Below are 23571 nucleotides of genomic sequence, written 5' to 3' on the forward strand. Positions count from 1 at the left end.
TCAACCATCACCGTATGCTGAGCGAAGAGGGTGTCATCTATGCCAGTGATTGAGTCAATACCACTGTATTATGGTAAAAGTCCTGCACGCGGTGACTTTTTAAAAAGTAAAGGGCAATATGCGCTTATTCAATTGCTAGATCAATGGATTGCAGAGGCACTTGAGCATGTGATTCATGCGCCAGGTTTTGATGCGATGTATGCGAACTTGCCACCTTTAGATTTTTTTATTGCCAATCCAGAAAAAAATATTTTATTGGTGGCCAATATGATTGCGAGTGCGGATAGTTCAGGGCGTAAATTCCCAATGGTATTAAGCCATTTGCTTGATGTACCGCAGCTTAATCAATACTTAGCATATGTACCGCATGTATATAAATCTGTCATTTTTGATTTATTTCGAATGAATAAAAGCATCAAGCAGATTACAGATGCAGATGCCTTAATGACCAAGCTGTCCCAAATGGAATCTAAAATTCATGTTTTAGCTTACCAAGACAGCAAAGATTTTTTTACTGAGCATACTTTATATTCATTTGCACAATTGATGAAAGTGAATATTCATCAATTGGTGCAAAGCATGATTGGCTTGGGGCTTTTATTGCAACCTGTACTTCGAAAAGGCACTGATAAGTTAAATAAAGTCTTAATATTGCCTTTAAATAACACACAATACTGTTATGAGGTTGCTGCATTTTGGGTCAATTTAATACATCAGTTTTTGCCTACAACCAATACCGAATTTTTAATTGGAATGTTGCATCAAGAAAAACCGTTGCTGCTTTTTGGTTTTCAAGGTGCAAATATTTTGGCCTTAAGCGATATTTTTACTCATAATTTGGATTCAGAACGTTGGGTGTCTTTGCTTAATGCAGCATGGGTGGATGATTACTTAGCACAAAATGCAGGTCTTGCCACACTTGAGCAACGGTTGAGTGAGCGTCAAATGAGCTTAAATCAAGCAGTCAAAATTTTTACACAGAGTTTTATTGGGGAACGTTCATGATGCGCTATAAGAATTTACCGCATATTCGGTTTGGCATGCTTTCAATGTTAATGATGCTGAGTGTTTACGCCAATGCAGCACCAATTATTGTAGAGGGTGCCGTACCTACAGATGCAGACAAACAAGTAATTTTAAGCAAACTTAGATCTGTTTATGGACCCAATCAAGTGGTCGATAAAATACAAGTAAAGCCTGTGGCTGCGCCTGCGGATTGGACGCAATCTGTCACAGAGTTTGTAACACCAAATTTAAAAAAAGTGACCCAAGGCCGCTTAGCTGTTCATGGAACTCAGGTGGAGCTTTCAGGAAAAGTGTTAAATCCTAACGATTTACAAGCCACAAAAGATGGGTTACAAGCATCTGCACATGCACCATATCAAATAAATAGTAATTTGACAGTGAGTCAAAATGAACAAAAGATTGTTGATGACGCTTTAAAAAAACGTATTGTTGAATTTAAATCAGGCAGTGCTATTTTAACAACTGAAGGCCAAAAAGTGCTTGATGAAATGGTGATTGCATTAAACAAAGTGCAGGGAAAAAATGTCAAAATTACTGGTTATACAGACAGCTCTGGCGATGCACAGAAAAATTTACGTTTAAGCCAAGAGCGTGCTGAAGCAGTTAAAAGTTATTTGGTTGAGAAGAAAATTACGCCTGAACGTTTAATGACTCAAGGCTTAGGTGCACAAAATCCAGTTGCAGATAATGCTACACTTGATGGACGTCGTAAGAACCGCCGTATTGAGTTTGAAGTTTTATAATATTGAGTGTTAGCAGTATGATGGGTGTTTAGTCATTAGATAATAAAAAAATATTGCAATATGCTTTCCTACATGATTGGCAGTAAAAAAGCATATTGCAAAATTGGCAGTAAAAAACCACATTACAAAAATAAAAACGAATTTTATATCGTTGTGTTCGTTAATATGTGCACATGGTAATTGTAAAGTGAAAGAAAATATGTAGCTAAATGCTTACATGTGCTTAAAGATGACACGAAAAGGATGTCTCTTTACTTATACATTTTATATATAATTATATTTTTCAATATCTTATAAATTTAACAATACACATAAGTTTACATTTATCGTGAAAATAATTTATAAATTTATTTTTTATCGGTAAAATCGAACCACACAATCCTAATATTTACCCTGATAAATCACATTATAGATCTAAGCTGGGATTAAACAGACGAAACCTTATATTTGTTTTTAAGGTATCTACACTTCAATGTATAAAGCGTCAGCCTTTTCCATAAATTAAGTCGCTTTAAACCTTATTTCAGTGCATGTGTATGATATATTTTCAATAATCAAATTAATCATGAATGACGAGCTTGATTCGTCAATCGACAAAACATATTGTGTAGGATTTTCTTTTGCAGCCTCCTTTTTGGTATCAGCTCATATTGAGTTTATTAAAACCGATTTATCGCTACCGTATACGACAACGCGCAACGAATGACACCGAGTTGCAAGCTGAGTTAACTCAGCGATTCGGACCGTTTATTGCAGCTAAAAACCAGCACAGCATTTGGTTTCATGCTGTATCTGTTGGAGAAACCAATGCGGCACAGCCTCTAATTCAACATTATTTAAACCAAGGGCATTCTGTTTTAGTGACCAATACTACGAAAACAGGACAAGCACGTGCTAAAGCATTGTTTGAAAAGAATTATCCAACCCAATTCGAAGCTGTTTTTCTGCCTGTTGACCAAAAGAAAAATGTGGTTCGATTTTTAAAGCACTATCAACCTCGCATTTTATTGCTGATGGAAACAGAGCTTTGGCCTAACCTTTTGGCCACAGTAAAGGCGTTTGATATTCCTCAATTATTAATTAATGCACGATTGTCAGAAAAGTCAGCCAAAGGATATGCGCGATTTAAGTCATTAATACAGCCCATGTTAAATCAGCTCAATTGGATTGCCGTACAAGATCAAGCCGCTTTTGAACGGTTTGCAATTTTAGGAAAATCGACCGATGAAATGAATGTGACAGGCAATATTAAGTTTGATATTCAACCGCCACATGATGTCGAATCACATGCTGAACAGCTTATTGATGCATGGCAATTGCAACAGCGAAAAATTATGGTTCTTGCAAGTACGCATGCCCCAGAAGAACGGGATATTTTAACCGCTTTAAAACCGTATTTAATGGCTGACCCACAGCTTATATGCATTGTAGTACCAAGACATCCTGAGCGCTTTGCATCTGTATTACATGATATTCAAGATTTAAATTTACCGTTTGCCCAGCGCAGCTTAAAGCAACCGATTGATGCAACGACACAAGTATATTTAGCTGACAGTATGGGTGAACTGTGGCTTTGGTATGCGATAGCACAAGCCGCTTTTGTTGGTGGATCATTAAATACACCTGGTGGTGGGCATAATATTTTAGAACCAATTGCGCTTCGTGTCGCAACTGTTCTAGGCACAAATTATTTTAATTTTCAGACCATTGTGGATGAATTTAAACAGCATAATGCGATTGCGATTTTGCCAGATGCCGCATCTGTCGCCAAACAGCTTGTTCATTTATGCCAAGATAAATCTCGACAATCTTTGGTTCAGCATGCACAGCGTGTATTAAATCAAAACCAAGGGGCATTAAAGCTGCATATTCAGTTAATCGATCAATTTCTTATTCAATGAACATCATTTTATTAAAGTCGCAAGTGGTAGATTCAAATGAGTTAATCATTGATGAATTACGCCATTTAACCCATATCCGAACACAATTAAAGGTCTCTGTGGGAGATTGTTTAAAAGTGGGTATCCAAAATGGGTTGCGCTATATCACGACAATCACAGAGATTACTGAAACGCTAATTCATGTGACTATTGTGAGCGAAGACATTGTTCCTGAAAAACACCCTGTGGTGTTGGTATTGGCACTGCCTCGACCGAAAGTGTTACGCCGTTTAATTATGGACAGTGTGACATTGGGTGTGGAAAAGATCATTTTAATCCACAGCTATCGTGTGGATAAAAGCTATTGGCAAAGTCCGTTCTTAAACCAACTTGATGACTATATTCGGCTGGGTTTAGAGCAAGCAGGAGATACCATTATGCCTGAAATTGTTCAATATCGCCGTTTTAAACCTTTTGTCGAAGATGTTTTATCACAAGTTACAGCGCCTATTTTTGTTGCGCATCCATATGCAACTGAGCGTTTTTCATCGATTAACCAACCCTGTTATTTAGTGGTTGGACCTGAGGGGGGATTTATCCCTTATGAAATTGAACTTTTAAAAGCAAACGGTTGCCAAACAATTCAGCTTGGCAACCGTATTTTACGTACTGAAACCGTGATCCCATATTTATTGGGTCACTTTCAGTTTTAAGAAGGTGATTTTACTGTTTCATGTTCATGCGTAATTTGCGTGATTTGTTCTTGAATTGGGTATGGAATGCTGATGCCATTTTCTGCAAATGAACTCACAATTAATTCTTGAATTTCACTGATTGAATCTGGTGTTGAAATTTGAGAAGTATTTACCCACCAACGAATATTGATGTTAATAGCAAAGTCACCAAGTGCTGTGACATTGACAATGCTTCCTGGCTGATTCAAAACATTTTTGCTTTCTGACAGAATTGTTAGGATAACTTCTTTTGCTTTTTGGATATTGTCATTATAGCCAATACCAACATTAACTTCACAACGACGTTCTGTATAGGCAGTCACTACCGTGATTGAGCTGGTATACACAGTTGCATTTGGAATCACTAAACGGCGTCCATCATATGAACGTAATGTGGTTGCGCGAATTTGAATATCTTCAACCGTACCTTCAAGTCCATTACAAATAATGGCATCACCAATACGGAACGGTTCGCCAAGTAAAATTAAAATACCTGACAACAGATTTTGAAAAATATCTTTAAACGCGAAACCAATTGCGACCGAACCAATACCCAAAGCACTCATGAGCTGACCTGGTGAAAAACCTGGGATAGCAATAACAAGCGCAATTAAAAAGCCGAAGAACACAATAAAAGTACTACCTACACGGTTTAATACAATCACAAGGTTCTGTTTTGCATACGAGCGGTTAGACAGGGCACGCACTACAAAGCTTTTAAAGAGTTTAGATAACAGCCAAAATATAATAAAAACAACAATGGCAATGCAGAGATAGGGAACACGTTCCCAAAAACCGGCAACAATTTTATCAATTGTGACATATGCATCGTGGTATTTACTGCTTTTGTCAAAGATGGCTTGTGTTTGTGAGCTGACGCTTTGCGCAACACCTGCAATAGGATTTGTTTTTTCTTCTGCCATATCTGTTTTGTTCCAAAAATAAAAATATTGTGCCCTAAATGGAGTTATTTTTTAATTCATTCTTGAAATCAATGTAAACGATATTGTGAATCTGATCAATGTGTGCTCATGATGTATTCTGTTTCTGAATGATTATTATTTTAAAGCACGAGCTTCTCTTACTCCACATAACAAACAACTTCGGCTGATTGCACTGAAAAAAGGCATGAATGCAATAAAAAAATGTAACATCGCCATAAAAGTGCAGTAAAGAATTAAAAAAATCTGTAATATTTAAGCAATTTAGCCCATTTGCGGCACACTTAGCGACTTCATTAACATGGCCAAACGTTTATGAATATACTCATCGTTGATGACCACCCTTTATTTCGGCATGCGTTAACGCAAGCTGTCCGCCATTGTATGCCTCAAGTGCAAATTCATGAAACAGCAACTGTTACAGAGCTGTACGAACATTTAGAGCGCGGTGAAGAACCTGATCTGGTGTTACTTGATTTGAACTTGCCTGGTGCTTCTGGCTTTTCTGCATTGGTGCATGTTCGAGCACAATATCCATCAATCCCTGTGATTGTGGTGTCAGCTCATGAAGAAACTACCATTATTCAACGGGCAATTGCACATGGTGCGATGGGCTATATTCCAAAATCTGCTAACCCAAACTTAATTGGTGAAGCCATACAACATGTGCTTGACGGCGACATTTGGTTACCTGCCAACTTACCGCCTTATTCACATAAAGACATTTGTAGTGCCGATGAAACTGCATTGGCTGAGCGCATTCAATCGTTAACACCACAGCAGTTCCGTGTGCTGATGATGGTGGCAGAAGGATTATTGAATAAACAAATTGCTTATGAATTGGATGTGTCAGAGGCAACCATCAAAGCACATGTGACAGCAATCTTTCGTAAGCTGAATGTGCAAAACCGCACCCAAGCTGTACTTGCAATTGGTGCACTTAGAATTGATGAACGAAAAATGTAGTGTTCAGCCAAACTGTGTTTGGCTGAACACGGACTCAAATTTTTAAACTTGATAACCATGCACGCATGGATGCAGGTTTAAGCGGTTTTTTGAGCAACATAATGTTGAGCTCTTTGAGTTTTTTCGGTAATTCAGGGGCTGAATCTGCAGTGATGAGTGCCACAGGCACATCACTGCGCCGATTTTTTTCAATAAAATCAAGACCAAGTTTATTTTGGTTTAAATGCTGATCAATTAGCCAAACTTGAATCTTTTCTTGCTGAATAATTTTTTCTGCTTCTTCAGGCTCACGTGCTTTAAAGACTTGATAACCCCATTTGCTCAGTAATGTAACCATACCTGTTAAAATCGCATCATCATTGTCTAAACATAAAATACTAAAAGTGTTGTTTTCAGTGCGGATGTTTTGGAGCTTTTGCGGACTACGTGGTGGTGGTGTGGTTAAGGGCACTTCAACCATAAAGCAAGAACCACGTTGTAATGTTGAATATACTGTCACAGGATAATTCAGCATTTTGGTCATGCGATGTACAATTGCAAGTCCTAATCCTAAGCCTTGCTCTCCCCAAGGGGATGTGTGTCCACCACGTTCAAACTCTTGAAACAGTTTTAACCGTTCACTTTCTGAAATGCCAGGTCCTGTATCCCATACCCCAATTCGAATGTGATTGCTTTGAGATGCAGAGCGCAGTACCCCCACCACAACTTTGCCGGTCGCAGTATAGCGTAATGCATTACTGACAAAGTTTTGAATAATACGCCGGATCCATTGCTGATCGGTATCAATCCAAAATTTAGCATCATGGACTTTAAAGGTAATATGCCGTTGTGCAGCAATGAATTTAAATTGCATGTCTAAATCACGCAATAAATCATGTAATGGATAAGGTTGACGTTGTGGTTGAATGGTTTCACCTTCTAAACGTGCAATATCAAGTAATGCAGACAGCATACTTTCAGCACCGTGTAAGGCACGATCGAGTTGTTGTAAGGTTTGTTGGTCTTCAGCATGGTGTACACTTTGTTCAAGTGCCGTGCTAAATAAACGTGCAGCATGCATGGGTTGTAATAAGTCATGACTTGCGGCTGCAATAAAGCGACTTTTTGATAAATTGGCTGTGTCTGCTTGTTGGCGTGCCAATTGTTGCTTGGCCAGTGCATCTTCTAATTGTTGGGTTCGTTCTGTGACGCGTGCTTCAAGCACGGCTTCATTTTCACGAAAGGGGGTAATATCTGCAAACGTAGTGACAAAACCACCGCCTTCAATGGCATTACCTCGAATTTGAATCACGCTGCCATCTTTTCTTACACGCTCAAATTCATGTGCGCTACCAACTTTCATCCAATGGACACGCTTTCTCACATGTTCTTCAACAGAGCCTGGACCACAGTCTCCACGTGATGCGTTATACCGAATTAAATCAGCAATAGAGCAGCCAACATAAATTAATTCTTTCGGATAATCGAATAATTTAATGTATTGATTGTTCCATGCCACTAAACACATGTTGGCATCGACAATGCTCACCCCTTGTGTCATGTGGTTAATCATGGTGACCAACAAGTTTTGGTTAAAGCGTTGCCACTGCGAGGCTTGGTCTAAAATATTGGCCACTTGGGCAACACCTAAACCATTATGGGCAAGGGCAGTTTGTAAAAGTGTTCGGGCAGATGCTGCACCAATGCTGCTTGCTAAATATTGTTCGGTAAAGCTCCACCACATGCTATTGGCAATACGGTGCGGTTGAAAAATTAAGTGGTTTTCTTGGCTAAATTGCATAAATGCACGTTGTGCAGGTTCTTCACCTGTAATACGACCTGCCAATGCAAGTAAGTCATCAATTTTAAGTTTAGAGCCATCTTCATGGGTATAAATTGAGTCGCCTTGTTGTTGTGAAGAGACGCTACGCTGATCATAATAAAAAAAGCTTTCAGCCTGAATTTGTTCTGCCACACTTGGACGATATTTTTTAGATACCCAAATATATAAAACAATGTTTAAACCCAATGACCACAATACACCATGAGTCAGAGGTGATAAATATTCAAAACCAAGCAGCGCTTCTGGTCGCAATAGGTTGATGCCGAATAAGCCATGATGCACGATGCTTTGATATGAAATGAAATTTGGACTTGAAACATGGTTTAAGATGGTTGGCAATAACAGGGTATAAGTCCAAAAAATAAAACCAATTGCCAATCCCGCATAAACACCTTTTTTGCTACCGCCTCGCCAATACAAGCCACCAATTAAAGCAGGTGCAAATTGTGCCACTGCACTAAACGCAAGTAAGCCTAATATCGATAATTGATCAACATGATCAAATACATGATAAAAGGCAAAACCCAAGAGCATGACAAATATAATCGAGGCACGGCGTGCAATTTTTAAAACCGAAGGTAAGCGTTTGTCATGGCGTGAAATGATTCCAAGCCGCCACATGGTTGGCATAATTAAGTCATTGCTGAGCATGGTGGAAATGGCCACAGATGAAACCAAAAGCATGCCAGTTGAGGCTGAAAATCCACCTAAGTATGCAAGCATGGATAACCATAAGTTGTCATAATGAAGCGGCAGCATTAAGACAGCAAGATCGGGTAAATTCAGTTGCTGTGGACTGCTATGTAACGCCCAACTTGCAATTGGATAAACAGCAACAGCTGTAATGATGAGATATAGCGAAAACCAGCGCCGTGCGCCTTTAATTTCTTGTTCATTTCTTAGTTCAACCACACCCACATGGAATTGACGAGGCAAACACAGCATTGCAAGGCCAGCAAGTACAGTTTGCACCCAAAAAGTATGGGGTAATCCTTCACTTTGTACGGCTTTATATTGTTGTTGCACATCTGATGCAACCAATTTCACACTGTCTGTATTTTCAATCATAAAAAATAAAGAAATACAGACAATGGCAAATAATTTCACAAAAGACTCAATGGCAACAGCAAGCATGAGACCACCATGTTGGCCTGTATGCGACACTTGGCGAGTACCAAATACCATAGACAACATGACCAATATGGCCGTTAAACATAAAACAATATTGGTGGTGATTTGAATATTATGTGCTTCAGGTAAAATGGCGGCTGTACTCATTGAGATCGCCCGCAATTGCAATGCCAAATAGGGCAATGTGCCAATCACAGATAATATTGTCACTACAGATGCCAAAGTGGCACTTTTTCCGTAACGTGCAGAAATAAAATCTGAAATTGAAGCAATCGCATGATGTTGTCGTATTCGCCCTAAGCGGCGCCAAATATCATAACCAAATGCCATGAATAGCAGCGGTCCTAAATAAATGGCAAGATAGGTGAATCCTTGGCGAACAGCATCGCCAGTGGCGCCATAAAATGTCCATGATGAGCAATATACGCCAAGCGTTAAGCTAAACATGATGTTTCTTCGTTTTGAATTTAATTGCAATGCATACTTTTCACCAAAGAAGGCACAAACAAATAAAATCAAAATGTAGACAATTAAAATGCCAATAATTAGCCAGCTATTCATGCTCAATTACAACAGTCCAGATATATCAATCTATTTTACCCTAACTGATGATGTTACAGGTATGCTTTGATCATGCATGGGTTATCAGGTGTTATGAAATAAAAGCGAATGTTGTAAATACAGGCCAAAAATTTATGGTCATGACAGACGGAGAATGTGCTTCAATCAGCTTATTTTATAGTATTGAAAATGTATCTTTGTCATGCAAACACGTCTATAAATCAGTTAGTTTAAAACAAAATAAACGATGATTATGGCGGAGATAACAATGAAAGCATGGGTGGTTGATACACAAACAGGCAATGCACATGTGGTCGCAAAAGAGATTAACGACCCAGGTCAGCCAAAAGCGGAAGAAATTCGTGTAGCCATTAAAGCAAGCTCTTTAAATTATCATGACTTGATGGTGGCACGTGGCTTTATGCAAGCAGATAGTGGTCGTGTTTTATTGTCAGATGGGGCAGGAGTTGTTGAGGCTGTTGGGGAAAATGTAACAGCATTTAAAGTTGGCGATCATGTCGTATCTACTTTTTTCCCACAATGGTTGGCAGGGCAGCCTACACCTACAACAGGCAATTTTGCGCATACACCAGGTGATGGCATTGATGGGATGGCTACAGAATATGTGGTGCGCTCACAACATGCATTTACAGCGATTCCCCAAGGTTGGACATTTCAGGACGCTGCCACAATTACAACTTCAGGATTAACCGCTTGGCGTGCTTTGGTGGTCAATGGCCAACTCAAAGCAGGAGAATATGTTCTAATTCAAGGTACAGGTGGTGTATCAATTGCAGCATTGCAAATTGCCAAAGCCATGGGTGCTAGAGTGATTGCGACATCATCATCAAATGATAAATTGACCAAAATGCAGCAACTTGGTGCAGATCATGTGATTAATTATAAAGAGACGCCAGCATGGGGTGAAAAAGTGCTGGAACTGACATTTGGGATAGGGGTAGATCATGTTGTTGAAGTGGGCGGACCTGCCACACTGAATCAGTCACTGATTGCTGTAAAAGTTGGTGGTCATATTGCACAAATTGGTGTGCTCTCTGGCAATGAAGCCAATATTCCCGTGATGGGGATTTTAGGAAAACAAGTTCGATTACAAGGTCTTGCAGTCGGCAGTTGTCAAGCACAAAAAGAGTATGTACAAGCACTTGGTGTCATTGATGCTAACCCCGTGATTGACCGTACATTCACATATCACCAATTGGCAGAAGCATTTGATTATCTACAAAGTGGAGCACACTTTGGGAAAGTCTGTATTACTTGGTAAATAAGCATATTCGTCAAAAATATATTGTGTGATTGATCATTTATACCGATTACGCTGTAGCGATATACTTCAACCCCGTACAAATGGTACAATCACACGCTATCTTTCTTCTTTAGCTCTCTATAGTTGAACTTCATGACGACCAATACTCAAATTACTGAAGATCGTATCCTTATTTTGGATTTCGGTTCACAATACAGCCAGCTCATTGCACGTCGTGTGCGTGAAGCAGGTGTATATTCTGAAATGTATGCCTATGATATGTCTGAAGAAGACATTCGCGCTTTTAATCCAAACGGTATTATTTTATCGGGTGGACCTGAAAGCGTTCATGAAGAAGGCAGTCCACGTGCACCAGAAATTGTATTTAACTTAGGCGTACCTGTACTTGGGATCTGCTATGGTTTGCAAACCATGTCAGCGCAGTTAGGCGGTAAAGTTGAGCCTGGCACAGTCCATGAATTTGGTTATGCAGAAGTTGATGTGTTGGTCCGTGACCAACTTATTGGTGATTTACAAGACCACGATAATCAACTGCATGTTTGGATGAGCCATGGCGATAAAGTCAGCCAAATTCCAGCAGGCTTTTCAGTTACAGCAAGTACACCAAGTTGTCCATTTGCCGCAGTGAGTGATGAGAATCGTCAGTTTTATGGCGTTCAGTTTCACCCTGAAGTAACACATACCGCTCAAGGCCAAGCATTATTATCAAACTTTGTGCATAAAATTTGTGGCTGTGGTCACTTGTGGACATCAGAGCATATTATTGATTTGCGTGTTGAACAGCTGCGTGAGCAAATTGGTAATGAAAAAGTATTGCTTGGCTTATCAGGTGGTGTGGATTCATCTGTTGTGGCTGCATTACTGCATAAAGCCATTGGCGACCAATTAACATGTGTATTTGTAGATAACGGCTTGTTACGCTTAAATGAAGGCGAGCAAGTGATGCAAATGTTTGCTGAAAACATGGGTATTCGTGTTATTCGTGCCAATGCAGAAGCACGCTTTTTAGATGCATTGGCCGGTGAGAATGACCCTGAAGCCAAGCGTAAAATTATTGGTCGTGAATTTATTGAAGTCTTCTCTGAAGAAGCGCGTAATTTAGATGGTGTGAAATTCCTTGCACAAGGGACTATCTATCCAGATGTTATTGAATCTGCGGCAAGCAAGCAAGGTAAAGCACACGTCATTAAATCACATCACAATGTGGGCGGCTTACCAGAAGATTTAGCTTTTGATCTTGTTGAACCATTACGTGACTTATTTAAAGATGAAGTGCGTAAATTGGGTGTGGCGCTTGGCTTACCACATAGCATGATTTACCGTCACCCATTCCCAGGCCCAGGTTTAGGCGTGCGAATTTTAGGTGAAGTGAAAAAAGAATATGCTGATATTTTACGTTTAGCTGATGATATTTTCATGCAAGAGCTTCGTCAAAGCGGCTGGTATGATAAAACAGCACAAGCGTTTGCAGTATTCCAACCGATTAAATCAGTCGGTGTGGTTGGTGATGGCCGCCGTTATGCATGGGTTATTGCATTACGCGCTGTAGAAACGGTTGACTTTATGACAGCACGTTTTGCGCATTTACCTTATGAGTTGGTTGACAAAATCTCAACGCGTATTATGAACGAAATTAAAGATGTCTCGCGCGTGGTTTATGATGTGTCATCAAAGCCACCTGCGACCATTGAATGGGAATAACATTTTAGTTAGGCCTTAAAAAGAAGCTCACAATATTGTGGGCTTTTTTTGATGTAGATTTTTCGTATAACGGATTTAAACGTTAAAACAAATAATATATAAATTTTATAAAATAGAATAATATTTCGACAACTTTTCGATTTTATAATACAGTGCTTATTCATATTATTTTTTGAAGCATAAAAATGAAAAAATTTGCTTTAGTCATGACAGCAAGTCTGACAGGAATGTTACTTACTGCATGTACAACGACAGAAACATCACGTTCAATTCAATCTCCTCAAGTAAAAGCAGCGACGGCACAAACGCCATATCGTGGTGAAAAAACAGCTGTTTCAATTGGTAAGTTTGATAACCGTTCAAACTATATGCGTGGCGTGTTTTCTGACAATGTAGACCGTTTAGGCAATCAAGCAAAAACAATTTTAGAAACAGATTTGCAGCAAACTGGTTATTTCACAGTGCTTAATCGTACCAATTTAGATGAAATTAAGCAGGAAGTCGGCTATAGCAGCACCACACAAACCATTAAAGGTGCGCGTTATGTGATTACAGGTGATGTGACTGAATTTGGTCGTAAAGAGGTTGGTGATCAGCAACTCTTTGGTATTTTAGGCCGTGGCAAGCAACAAATTGCTTATGCAAAAGTGAATTTAAATATTGTAGATGTCAAAACCTCTGAAGTGGTGCATTCAACACAAGGTGCAGGCGAGTTTGCTTTAGGCGAGCGTGAGGTCCTTGGTTTTGGAACCAATGCATCATATGACTCTACTTTAAATGGTAAAGTTTTAGATTTAGCTATTCGTGAAGCTGTCAATCGTTTAACCGATGATATTCAATCTAATCGTTGGGTGAAATAGAGCCAGCATTTATGAATTTTAAACTTCTTTGCTTAGCAATGGCATTGCCATTGCTATTGGTGGGTTGTGCATCGGCACCGAAAGGATTGTATGCATGGGGTGCATTTCCGCAGCAAACGTATCTCATGTATAGCGCACCTGAAAAAGCGCAGCCGAGTCAACAAATTCTAATTTTAGAAGAAGACATTGTGAAAGCTAAAGCGAAATCATCGGCTTTACCACCAGGCTTATATAGCCATTTAGGTTTGTTGTATTTGATGGAAAATAATACTGACCGAGCTTTACAAAATTTTAATTTAGAAAAGCAAGTTTATCCTGAATCGACAGTGCTCATGAACCGCTTTATTAGCAAAATTCAAGGCACAGGAGCAGGGCAATGAAACATTTATTGATATCGATGTTGGTCAGTAGTGCAGCTTTATTAACAGGTTGTGTGATGTCACCGTCGCAACCACAAGTCGATGTTAGTGCATATAAAGCCCATATGCCGCATTCAATTTTAATTTTACCGCCAATCAATAACTCGCCTGATGTCAAAGCAACTTACAGTTATTGGTCTACAGCAACCGTGCCTGTAGCTGAGGCAGGTTATTATGTGTTCCCATTGTCTGTTGTTGATACCATGTTTAAAGAAAATGGGGTCACCAATGGTGCAGATGCACAGTCCATTTCACCTCAAAAATTACGTGAAATTTTTGGTGCAGACGCTGCTTTATATTTACAAGTGAATGAATATGGCACCAAATACCAAGTCTTACAAAGCGTTTCAACTGTGGCGGTAAAAGCACAGCTGATTGACCTTCATACAGGAGAAACGTTGTGGACAGGCAGTAAACGTTTGGAACAGTCAAGCAATGAAGGCAGTAACAATGGTTTATTGGGTGCAATGGTGAGTGCATTGGTCACACAAATTGCATCAAGTTTAAAAGACTATGCTTATCCGCTGGCGCAAAATACAAGTCTACAGCTATTCACACCGAATAATCAGCGTGTAGGACAAGGTTTGTTATATGGGCCACGCGCACCGAAATATCAGCACGATGGCCAAACGCAGTAATGGTTTTAAATCACAACATGAGATGGTGCATTTAAGCCACTTAATGCGGTATAAATTTCACTCAGTTGGTTGCAAACAATGACTTTTGCACGGTGTTGCGGAGGTAAGAAACCTTCTTCAACCGCATGGTCAAGTTGTGCAATCAACGCATTATAATAGCCATTGACGTTATATAGCATCATTGGCTTTTGATGTTGTCCAAGCTGTCCCCATGTGGCGACTTCTAAAATTTCTTCAAATGTTCCCAAGCCACCGGGCAATGCAATAAAGGCACTTGCACGTTCAGCCATCATGGCTTTACGTTCATGCATAGTATGCACAATGTGTAATTCAGATAATTCATGATGTGCCACTTCATAATCAAGCATGAATTGTGGAATCACACCAACAGTATCACCACCAAACTCAACAAAGGTATCTGCAACCTGTCCCATTAACCCAATGCTTGCCCCGCCATAAACTAAACCAAAACGATGTTCTGCTAAACCACGAGCTAACTCCACAGCGCTTTGTAGGTAAATGGCTTTATTACCAACACGTGACCCACAATACAATGCAACAAGTGGCTGTGTTGGTGTTTTTTTGCTTTTCACGTTATCTCTCCTGATTGATTGGTCACTGGGGTATCCATGGCTTAGCATTAGCATGTTCATTGGTCGAGGTACAAGGAAAAGCATTAAAAATCATACTAAATAAAAAAATGAACTGTGATCAAACAGCTTGAATGCATAAAAAACAAAGTTCATATCATAAATAATTGTGATAGATAATATGTAAAAAGCGGTAAAATTTAGTGAATTTGCAAACAATCTTTCCTATACTAAAAATTCGTTTAACAACATTCTTAAATATATGGACAGTGGTTGTCGATGCTCGACAAATCTTTTACAAAAACGATTCAACAAAGCATGGGGTATGACTCCATTTGCTTTCTTAAATTTGCAATTATCAAGCAAGCCGATGTTGTGCTGGAGTATGACGAATGATCTTTGAATGGATGTCTGATCCGTCAGCATGGCTCGGTTTGTTCACACTGGTGGCCCTAGAAATTGTCTTAGGGATTGATAACTTAGTTTTTATAGCTATTTTGGCGGAAAAACTTCCGCCAGAGCAAAGAGATAAAGCACGTCTCATTGGTTTAAGCTTAGCGCTTGTCATGCGCATTGGATTGCTTGCCTCAATAGCATGGGTGATTACCTTAACCGCCCCCTTATTTCATGTTTTTGGCCAAGCCATTTCTGGCCGCGATTTGATCTTAATATTTGGTGGTATTTTCCTTCTATTTAAAGGCACCATGGAGTTGCATGAGCGACTCGAGGGTAAAAACCATGTTAAAGAAGAAAATCCTGTTCATGCGGCATTTTGGGTTGTCATTGCACAAATTGTCGTTTTAGATGCTGTCTTTTCTTTAGACAGCGTGATTACTGCGGTGGGGATGGTAAAACACCTGTCCATCATGATTATTGCAGTAATTATTTCGGTTGCAATTATGATGATTGCATCAAAGCCGTTAATGAGCTTTGTTAACCGTCATCCAACGGTTGTGATGCTGTGTCTTGGCTTTTTGATGATGATTGGTTTCTCATTATTGGTCGAAGGCTTAGGTTTCCATATTCCAAAAGGCTATTTATATGCTGCCATTGGCTTCTCAGTCTGTGTGGAGTTTTTAAACCAAACTATACGTCGAAACCAAGAGAAATTGGTCACGACAACAGATTTGCGTTTTAAAACAGCATCAACCGTCATGCGTATGCTTGGCGGGAAACCAAAGCTACAAAAAACTCAAAACCAACAAGATACGTCAAGTGGTGACAGTGATGTGTTGGCGGCTCAAGCACTTGCTAATGAAATCTTTGATGATGAAAATTATCATAGTGTGATGGTGCAAGGTGTTTTGGGTTTAGCAAAGCGTCCTGTGAAGTCAATTATGACACCTCGACCAGACATTGACTGGATTGACTTAGACATGCCGCTTGAAGTGATTCAAGAGCGTTTAATGCAAATGTCGCATTCACGCATCATTTTTGCGCATGGCGAGCTTGATAACTTGGCAGGTATTGCTTTAACACATAAATTATTAAATGAATGTGTTGAAATGGGACAGGTCAATATTGATGCGAACTTACGTGAGCCGATGATTGTGCATGAAAATGCACATGTATTGATGGTGATGGAACAGTTGCGTCAAGCACCATTACAAATGGCTATTGTGTTGAATGAATATGGTTCAATTGAAGGACTTATCACACCGATTGATATTCTTGAAGCCATTGCCGGCGAATTCCCTGATGAAGATGAAATGGAAGCGCTTGCTGAACGTTTAGACGATGGATCTTTAATTTTAGAAGGTTCAACGGATATTCGTCATCTTTCTTTGTTATTAGACAAAGATTTAATACATGACAGCGAAGAATACTCAACGTTGTCAGGATATTTATTAATGCATTTGGGACGCTTGCCTGAAAATGGCGATATTGTCCATGCAGATGACTATTATTTTGAGATCATTACGATGGATGGTCACAAAATTGAAAAAGTTCATATCACGATGGATGAAGCTGCACTCGGCAAGAAAGATCATTAATTGATTTATAAATGCAGATGATGTTATTAAAATAGCCCTTTTAAAGGGCTATTTTTTATGTCAGAACAGCAGTGTCCTTGCGGTCAGCAAGCATCATATGAAAAATGTTGTCAGCCTTTACATCAAGGTGTCCATCATGCAGCTGATGCACAGCAATTGATGCGTTCACGTTATTGTGCCTTTGTAAAACAAGAGGTTGACTATATTATTAAAACCACAGCACTTAAACAGCAAACTCTGTTAGACCGTGATGCATTAATGCAGTGGAGCCAACAAACCGAGTGGCTGTACTTAGACATCATTGATTTTCAACCTCAGCTTGATAAAACCCATGCAAGTGTTGAATTCAAAGTATTTTATCAATCAGGTGCAAATCAAGCATCCCATCATGAACAGTCTTATTTTGTAAAACACAAAAACAAATGGTATTTCATTGACCCAACAGTTGAACAGGTCTTGACGTTAAAGCAGCCGTGCTTATGTGGTGGGGCAAAGAAGTTTAAACATTGCTGTGCTTTATACTTATAATTCAAGAAATAATTGATGAAGACCCTGCTTTCTTGCAGATGAATTTTGTAGAATAGCGATTATTCATCTCGTTTAAGGAACAAGGAATGTTGCTGACCATTATCTATATTATTGCGATTACAGCTGAAGCAATGACTGGTGCACTTTCCGCAGGTCGCCGTAGTATGGATTGGTTTGGAGTCATATTAATTGCATGTGTCACCGCTTTAGGTGGTGGTTCAGTCCGCGATGTTTTGCTTGGGCACTATCCATTAGGGTGGGTAAAGCATCCTGAGTATTTAGTACTCACATGTGGTGCTGCATTATTTACAATGCTAATTGCCAATTGGATGAAGCAATTGCGAGCCATGTTTTTATTGCTTGATGCACTCGGTTTGATTGGCTTTACCATTATTGGATGTCAAATTGCCATTCATTTAGGGCATGGTTTTGTGATTTCTGCAGTTGCTGGTGTTTTAACAGGGGTGTCTGGCGGGATATTAAGAGATATTCTGTGTAATGATATTCCACTTGTCTTTAGGCGTGAGCTGTACGCCAGTATTTCGTTTGTGGCTGTGATTTGTTATTGGGTCTGCATTCAGTTGGGTGTTTTACTTGAATGGACAGTGATCATTACCTTAATCTTTGGATTTAGTTTACGTGTTATTGCAATTCGTTTTGGTTTAGAAATGCCAAAATTTATTTATCAAGATGATGATGAACACTCTGCATCATCCAAAGATGTCTAAAACAATAAAATAAAGCAGATAAAATTATGGATTTGATGGCTCGTGTGCAACGGTTACCTGTTGGAAAGTTTCATTATACTTTGCTATGGGTGGTGGGCTTAGGTTGGATGTTTGATGCCATGGATACAGGAATCATTGCATTCATTTTAACAATACTGGTAAAAGACTGGCAATTGACTGCAACGCAAAGTGGTTTCATTGTAAGTATTAGCTTTGTTGGTATGGCACTGGGTGCAATTGCCTCAGGGGCTTTAGCAGATCGTTTTGGTCGTAAAGCACTGTTTATGCTTACGCTTGCAATTTATAGTTTAGCAACAGCAGCATGTGCTTTTGCACCCAATTTAACATGGCTTTTGGTGTGCCGTTTTGTGGTGGGAATTGGATTGGGCGGGCAATTGCCAGTGGCTGTGACTTTAGTAAGTGAATATATTCCAGCTCAAGTTCGAGGCCGCTTTATTGTGCTTCTTGAAAGCTTTTGGGGATTGGGCTGGTTGGTTGCCGCGTTGGTCTCGTATTTTATTATTCCAAAGTTCAGTTGGCATGTGGCATTTTTAATTGGTGGCTTGCCTATTTTTTATTTGGTGGTGATTTGGTTTAAAGTTCCAGAATCAATCCCTTATTTAATTCAGCAGGGTAAAACAGAAGCTGCACATCGAATTCTTCAAAAACTTGAGCGACAAGCAGGCTTACCTGTTGAACAACAGATTCAAATACGGCCGATGATTGAACCGAAAAAAGCTGCATTTGTTCAGCTATGGTCCAAGAAATTTGTACGCCGTACAGTCATGCTTTGGCTAATTTGGTTTGGTATTGTTTTTTCGTATTATGGCATTTTTACGTGGTTACCCAGTTTATTGGTTAAACAAGGGTTTGATGTGGTCAAGTCCTTTGAATACGTTCTATTTATGATTTTGGCGCAACTGCCAGGCTATGTCGTGGCTTCATGGTTGGTTGAAAAATTAGGTAGAAAGGCCACACTTGCAGGTTTAATGGCAGGTTGTGCAATCTGTGCTTACTTTTTTGGGCAAGCTGCAAGTAACCAAAGTATTATGCTATGGGGCTGTTTCATGTCATTTTTTAACTTAGGGGCATGGGGTGTTTTATATACCTATACACCTGAGCAGTATCCAACAAATATTCGTGCTTTTGGTTCAGGATGGGCTTCTGCCATTGGTCGTATAGGTGGGATTAGCGCCCCAATGGTGGTGACTTATATGATGACTTTTGAACATGCCTTTAGTCAGATCTTTATGATGTTTGCTGCTGTCTTGTTGGCTATTGCACTCACTGTACTTATTTTAGGTGAGGAAACCAAAGGAAAATCGATTGAATCAATTGGCTTGTAGTTTTGTATCTAAACCTGAACTTCTGCATGAGATTGATTTATAATCAATCATTCCTTGAATAAAAATATATAGCATGGATTATGACTACAGCCGCTAATTTATCAAAATTTGATCTCAATAAACGCATATTATCTGTTGTTATCTTTACATTCTTTGCTTATTTATCGATTGGTTTGCCACTTGCAGTGCTACCGCAGCTCATTCATGAACAACTTGAATTTAGCTCCTTTGTGGCAGGTGGTGTAATCAGTGTGCAATATCTTGCAACACTTTTAATCCGACCAAAAGCAGGGCAATGGGCAGATACCTTAGGTGCACGACAAGTCGTTCTGATGGGGCTTGGTTGTTGTGCTGCAAGCGGTCTGTGCTCGTTGTTGGCAATCTTGTTTTTATCTACACCTGTGCTAAGCTTAACGCTGCTGATATTAGGCCGTTTATTCTTGGGAACAGGTGAGAGCTTAACCAGTACAGGTTCAACGCTTTGGGGCATGAATTTGGTGGATCGCCGTGAAACCTCACGGGTGATTTCATGGAATGGTGTTGCAACATTCTCTGCCATGGCACTTGGTGCCCCTTTAGGCGTGATGTTAGGCAGCTATTTTTCAATTTATGGATTTGCTGTCGTAACCTTACTTATTGGTATCTTTGGCTTTATTTTGGCTTATCGAAAACCAACCATTCGAGTCAAAGTCGATACTAAAATTGCCTTTTTGAAAGTGGCATCAAAGGTATGGATTTTTGGTGTAGGATTGGCTTTAGGTACAGTCGGATTTGGGGTAATTTCTACCTTTATTACACTCTATTTTGCTGAGAAGCATTGGGCCAATGCTGCTTTTGCACTCAGTATCTTTAGTATTGGTTTTGTGTTTATTCGCTTGTTATTAGGACAAGTCATACCAAAATTTGGTGGCATCAAAGTTTCTTTATTCTCTTTTGCTGTTGAAGCATTGGGCTTATTTTTGATTTGGGGCAGTGATCACATTGCTTTTGTGTACTTAGGCGCTTTTTTAGTGGGTGCAGGCTTTTCTTTGGTGTTTCCATCACTTGGTGTTGAAGCGGTAAAACAAGTTGAAGTTGAAAACCGTGGTTCAGCCTTGGGTGTATATAACTCGTTTTTAGATATTGCACTGATGTTCATTGGACCGTTGGCTGGATTACTCATCCCACTCATTGGTATGCAACATTTATATGGTGTAGCAGGATTGATTGTTTTATCTGCTGTACTCTTAATGGGCTTTTTATTGTATAAATCAAAGCGTGTTGCACCTTAAAATCGACTGATTATAAGATTTGTTTTCAAGTGATGAAAACACAGATAAAAGCTTGTTCTTATGAGGCTCACAGACTAGCATAGACCATAGATTACAACGAAAGAATTGGCCGTTTATATTTATGTCTAACCTTGCTCATCATATCACTGAAAACCGTTCTGTCGCAGAGTTCACGGAAAAAGCATATTTAAACTATGCAATGTATGTGATCATGGATCGTGCATTGCCACATATTAGTGATGGTTTAAAACCAGTCCAACGTCGTATTGTATATGCCATGAGTGAGCTTGGGCTCAAAAACAGTGGCAAACCGAAAAAGTCCGCACGTACTGTGGGCGATGTCTTGGGTAAATATCATCCTCATGGCGACTCAGCCTGTTATGAGGCGATGGTTTTAATGGCTCAGCCTTTTAGCTATCGTTATCCTTTTGTTGAAGGACAAGGCAATTGGGGTTCGCCAGATGATCCTAAGTCATTCGCTGCCATGCGTTATACCGAAGCCAAACTGTCACAATACAGTGAGCTTATGCTGTCTGAGTTGGCGCAAGGTACATCAGATTGGCAAGATAATTTCGATAACTCACTCAAAGAGCCGATTAATTTACCCGCTCGCGTGCCGAACATCCTATTAAACGGCACAACTGGTATTGCTGTAGGTATGGCAACGGATATTCCACCACATAATTTACGTGAAGTGATTAAAGGCACAATTGCTTTAATCCGTAATCCAAACCTGACTGATGTGAAAGTGGCTGAATTTATTCCAGGCCCAGATTTACCCACCAATGCAGAAATTATCACGCCTAAAGATGAATTGTTAAAAATGCAAATCTCAGGTCGTGGTAGTTATCGTATGCGTGCGGTCTACAAAATTGAAAAAAACGAAATTGTTATTACAGACCTGCCATATCAAGTTTCAGGTTCTAAAGTAATTACCCAAATTGCAGATCAGATGCAAAACAAAAAGTTGCCTTGGGTGTTAGATATTCGTGATGAGTCTGACCATAAGAATCCTACGCGGATTGTGGTGGTCTTACGGTCGAATCGAGTAGATTTTGCTGCTGTCATGGGGCATTTATTTGCCACAACAGATTTAGAAAGCAGTTACCGCGTTAACTTAAATATGATTGGGGCGGATCGCCGTCCACAAGTGAAATCGATTCGACAGATTTTGCTTGAATGGATTGAAATTCGAAAAAACACAGTCACTCGACGCTTAGAATTTCATTTAAATAAAATTGAAAAAAGACTTCATATTTTAGCTGGGCTGTTAATTGCATATCTTGATATTGATACAGTCATTCAAATTATTCGTGATGAAGATCAGCCAAAAAGCGTGCTAATGTCACATTTTAACATTGATGCAATTCAAGCAGAAGCTATACTTGAGCTCAAGCTACGTCATTTGGCTAAGCTTGAAGAGGTCGAAATTCGTCAAGAACAAGATGAATTGTCTGCACGTGCAAGTGTGATTCAAGAGCAATTAAGCAATCCTGAGTCATTAAAGCGCTTAATGATAGATGAACTTAAAGCAGATATGAAAAAATTTGGTGATGATCGTCGTTCACCTATGGTTGAGCGCGAAGTCGCTGTACCATTAAAAGAGCATGATATCGTACCTGCTGACCCTGTCACTGTGGTGTTGTCACAAGCAGGTTGGGTCCGTGCTGCAAAAGGAATAGTCGATCCTGAAAAGCTCAACTACAGAGCAGGGGATCAATATTTAAGCCATGCCACAGGGAAAACCAACCAACGTGTATATGTGCTCGATGAAACAGGTCGCAGTTATGCTTTGCCTATTTCAGCGTTGCCATCAGCACGTGGTTTGGGTGAGCCATTGAGCTCGAAGTTAAGCCCTGCGCAAGGCGTGAATTTTACGCAATTGTATATTGCGGAGCCAACACAACATATTATTGTGGCAAGCTCAGCTGGATTTGCGTTTGCAACTACAGCGATTGCTTTAGATACCAATACTAAAGCCGGTAAAGCCTTTTTAACTGTACCTGAAGGGGCAAGCATGTTGCCGCTGTTGCCTGTGACAACAGAGACACATTTGGCCATTTTAAGTTCGGCAGGTCGTTTATTGGTCATGGATTTGGTTGAGTTGCCAAAACTCAACAAAGGTAAAGGCAATAAGTTGATGGCAATGGATGGAGAAGATCAGATTATTTCTTTACAGTTACTTCATTTATCCAATACTTTAGAAGTGGTTGCTGGACAGCAACGATTGAAGTTGAAAAATGGAGATTTAGAGAAATATGTGGGCAAACGCAGCAGTAAAGGGCAAGCGTTACCACGAGGTTATCAAAAAGCCAGTCAACTGATTGTTGTATAATGCAAAGTGACATTCATACTCTGCTGAGTTACTGCATAGATATGATATTGTCATCTTTGAATGAAATAATGT

19 protein-coding genes are annotated in these 23571 nt (G+C 39.7%); 16 read left to right on the top strand and 3 right to left on the bottom strand.

The window, feature by feature from the left end:
• Positions 1–39 precede the first annotated feature (39 nt).
• The 4 genes from tagF to CFY84_RS09720 all read left to right on the top strand — a co-directional run bounded on the left by tagF (position 40) and on the right by CFY84_RS09720 (position 4362).
• On the top strand, positions 40–1005 hold the full coding sequence (tagF, locus tag CFY84_RS09705; RefSeq protein WP_088824152.1) for a type VI secretion system-associated protein TagF: 966 nt from the start codon (positions 40–42) through the stop codon (positions 1003–1005).
• Between the two features lie 35 nt (positions 1006–1040).
• Positions 1041–1769, top strand: coding sequence for an OmpA family protein (locus CFY84_RS09710; protein ID WP_228149635.1), 729 nt, complete (start codon positions 1041–1043; stop codon positions 1767–1769).
• Between the two features lie 620 nt (positions 1770–2389).
• Positions 2390–3670 (top strand): 3-deoxy-D-manno-octulosonic acid transferase, encoded by a 1281-nt coding sequence (locus CFY84_RS09715; protein WP_088824153.1) that lies wholly within the window; start codon positions 2390–2392, stop codon positions 3668–3670.
• Positions 3667–4362: a 16S rRNA (uracil(1498)-N(3))-methyltransferase gene (locus CFY84_RS09720; RefSeq protein WP_088824154.1), complete on the top strand. Its 696-nt coding sequence runs from the start codon at positions 3667–3669 to the stop codon at positions 4360–4362. The genes CFY84_RS09715 and CFY84_RS09720 overlap by 4 nt, the downstream gene beginning before the upstream one ends.
• Here the strand turns inward: CFY84_RS09720 and CFY84_RS09725 are convergent.
• Positions 4359–5306, bottom strand: a complete 948-nt coding sequence (locus tag CFY84_RS09725) for a mechanosensitive ion channel family protein (RefSeq protein ID WP_088824155.1) — start codon at positions 5304–5306, stop codon at positions 4359–4361. The two genes, CFY84_RS09720 and CFY84_RS09725, sit on opposite strands and share 4 nt — an antisense overlap.
• 333 nt (positions 5307–5639) lie before the next feature.
• Here CFY84_RS09725 and CFY84_RS09730 point away from each other — a divergent pair, with 333 nt between their 5' ends.
• Positions 5640–6290, top strand: a complete 651-nt coding sequence (locus CFY84_RS09730) for a response regulator (RefSeq protein WP_088824156.1) — start codon at positions 5640–5642, stop codon at positions 6288–6290.
• Positions 6291–6324: 34 nt separating this feature from the next.
• Here the strand turns inward: CFY84_RS09730 and CFY84_RS09735 are convergent, their stop codons facing one another.
• Positions 6325–9804: a hybrid sensor histidine kinase/response regulator gene (locus tag CFY84_RS09735; RefSeq protein WP_088824157.1), complete on the bottom strand. Its 3480-nt coding sequence runs from the start codon at positions 9802–9804 to the stop codon at positions 6325–6327.
• Between the two features lie 268 nt (positions 9805–10072).
• On the opposite strand from CFY84_RS09735, the gene CFY84_RS09740 reads away from it, so the two are divergent.
• From CFY84_RS09740 to CFY84_RS09760, 5 genes are all read left to right on the top strand, one after another.
• Positions 10073–11086 carry a zinc-dependent alcohol dehydrogenase family protein gene (locus CFY84_RS09740; protein ID WP_088824158.1) on the top strand — a complete coding sequence of 338 codons (1014 nt, stop codon included), beginning with the start codon at positions 10073–10075 and terminating at the stop codon, positions 11084–11086.
• A gap of 135 nt (positions 11087–11221) precedes the next feature.
• Positions 11222–12790, top strand: coding sequence for a glutamine-hydrolyzing GMP synthase (guaA, locus tag CFY84_RS09745; RefSeq protein ID WP_088824159.1), 1569 nt, complete (start codon positions 11222–11224; stop codon positions 12788–12790).
• 185 nt (positions 12791–12975) lie between these two features.
• Entirely contained in the window at positions 12976–13650 is a 675-nt protein-coding gene (locus tag CFY84_RS09750; RefSeq protein WP_088824160.1) for a CsgG/HfaB family protein, read from the top strand.
• 11 nt (positions 13651–13661) lie between these two features.
• A complete protein-coding gene (locus tag CFY84_RS09755; protein WP_088824161.1) occupies positions 13662–14030 on the top strand; it encodes a DUF4810 domain-containing protein in 369 nt (122 codons plus the stop codon).
• A complete protein-coding gene (locus CFY84_RS09760) occupies positions 14027–14707 on the top strand; it encodes a DUF799 domain-containing protein (RefSeq protein ID WP_088824162.1) in 681 nt (226 codons plus the stop codon). The genes CFY84_RS09755 and CFY84_RS09760 overlap by 4 nt, the downstream gene beginning before the upstream one ends.
• Positions 14708–14712: 5 nt before the next feature.
• On the opposite strand, the gene CFY84_RS09765 is transcribed toward CFY84_RS09760, so the two are convergent.
• Positions 14713–15348, bottom strand: a complete 636-nt coding sequence (locus tag CFY84_RS09765) for an LOG family protein (protein ID WP_088824163.1) — start codon at positions 15346–15348, stop codon at positions 14713–14715.
• 341 nt (positions 15349–15689) lie between these two features.
• Between CFY84_RS09765 and CFY84_RS09770 the strand changes: the two genes are divergently transcribed.
• From CFY84_RS09770 to parC, 6 genes are all read left to right on the top strand, one after another.
• Complete coding sequence (locus CFY84_RS09770) at positions 15690–17291, top strand: TerC family protein (RefSeq protein WP_088824164.1); 1602 nt, start codon at positions 15690–15692, stop codon at positions 17289–17291.
• Positions 17292–17348: 57 nt separating this feature from the next.
• The gene (locus tag CFY84_RS09775; RefSeq protein WP_088824165.1) at positions 17349–17819 is read left to right on the top strand and encodes a YchJ family protein; all 471 of its coding nucleotides are present in this window, start codon (positions 17349–17351) and stop codon (positions 17817–17819) included.
• 86 nt (positions 17820–17905) lie between these two features.
• Positions 17906–18547 (top strand): trimeric intracellular cation channel family protein, encoded by a 642-nt coding sequence (locus CFY84_RS09780; RefSeq protein ID WP_088824166.1) that lies wholly within the window; start codon positions 17906–17908, stop codon positions 18545–18547.
• 26 nt (positions 18548–18573) lie between these two features.
• Positions 18574–19893 (top strand): niacin transporter NiaP, encoded by a 1320-nt coding sequence (niaP, locus tag CFY84_RS09785; RefSeq protein ID WP_088824167.1) that lies wholly within the window; start codon positions 18574–18576, stop codon positions 19891–19893.
• An 80-nt stretch (positions 19894–19973) separates the two neighbouring features.
• Positions 19974–21164, top strand: coding sequence for an MFS transporter (locus tag CFY84_RS09790; protein WP_088824168.1), 1191 nt, complete (start codon positions 19974–19976; stop codon positions 21162–21164).
• Between the two features lie 121 nt (positions 21165–21285).
• Positions 21286–23499, top strand: coding sequence for a DNA topoisomerase IV subunit A (parC, locus tag CFY84_RS09795; RefSeq protein WP_088824169.1), 2214 nt, complete (start codon positions 21286–21288; stop codon positions 23497–23499).
• Positions 23500–23571: the final 72 nt, after the last annotated feature.

It is taken from the genome of Acinetobacter apis (assembly GCF_900197575.1).
Taxonomy (GTDB): domain Bacteria; phylum Pseudomonadota; class Gammaproteobacteria; order Pseudomonadales; family Moraxellaceae; genus Acinetobacter; species Acinetobacter apis.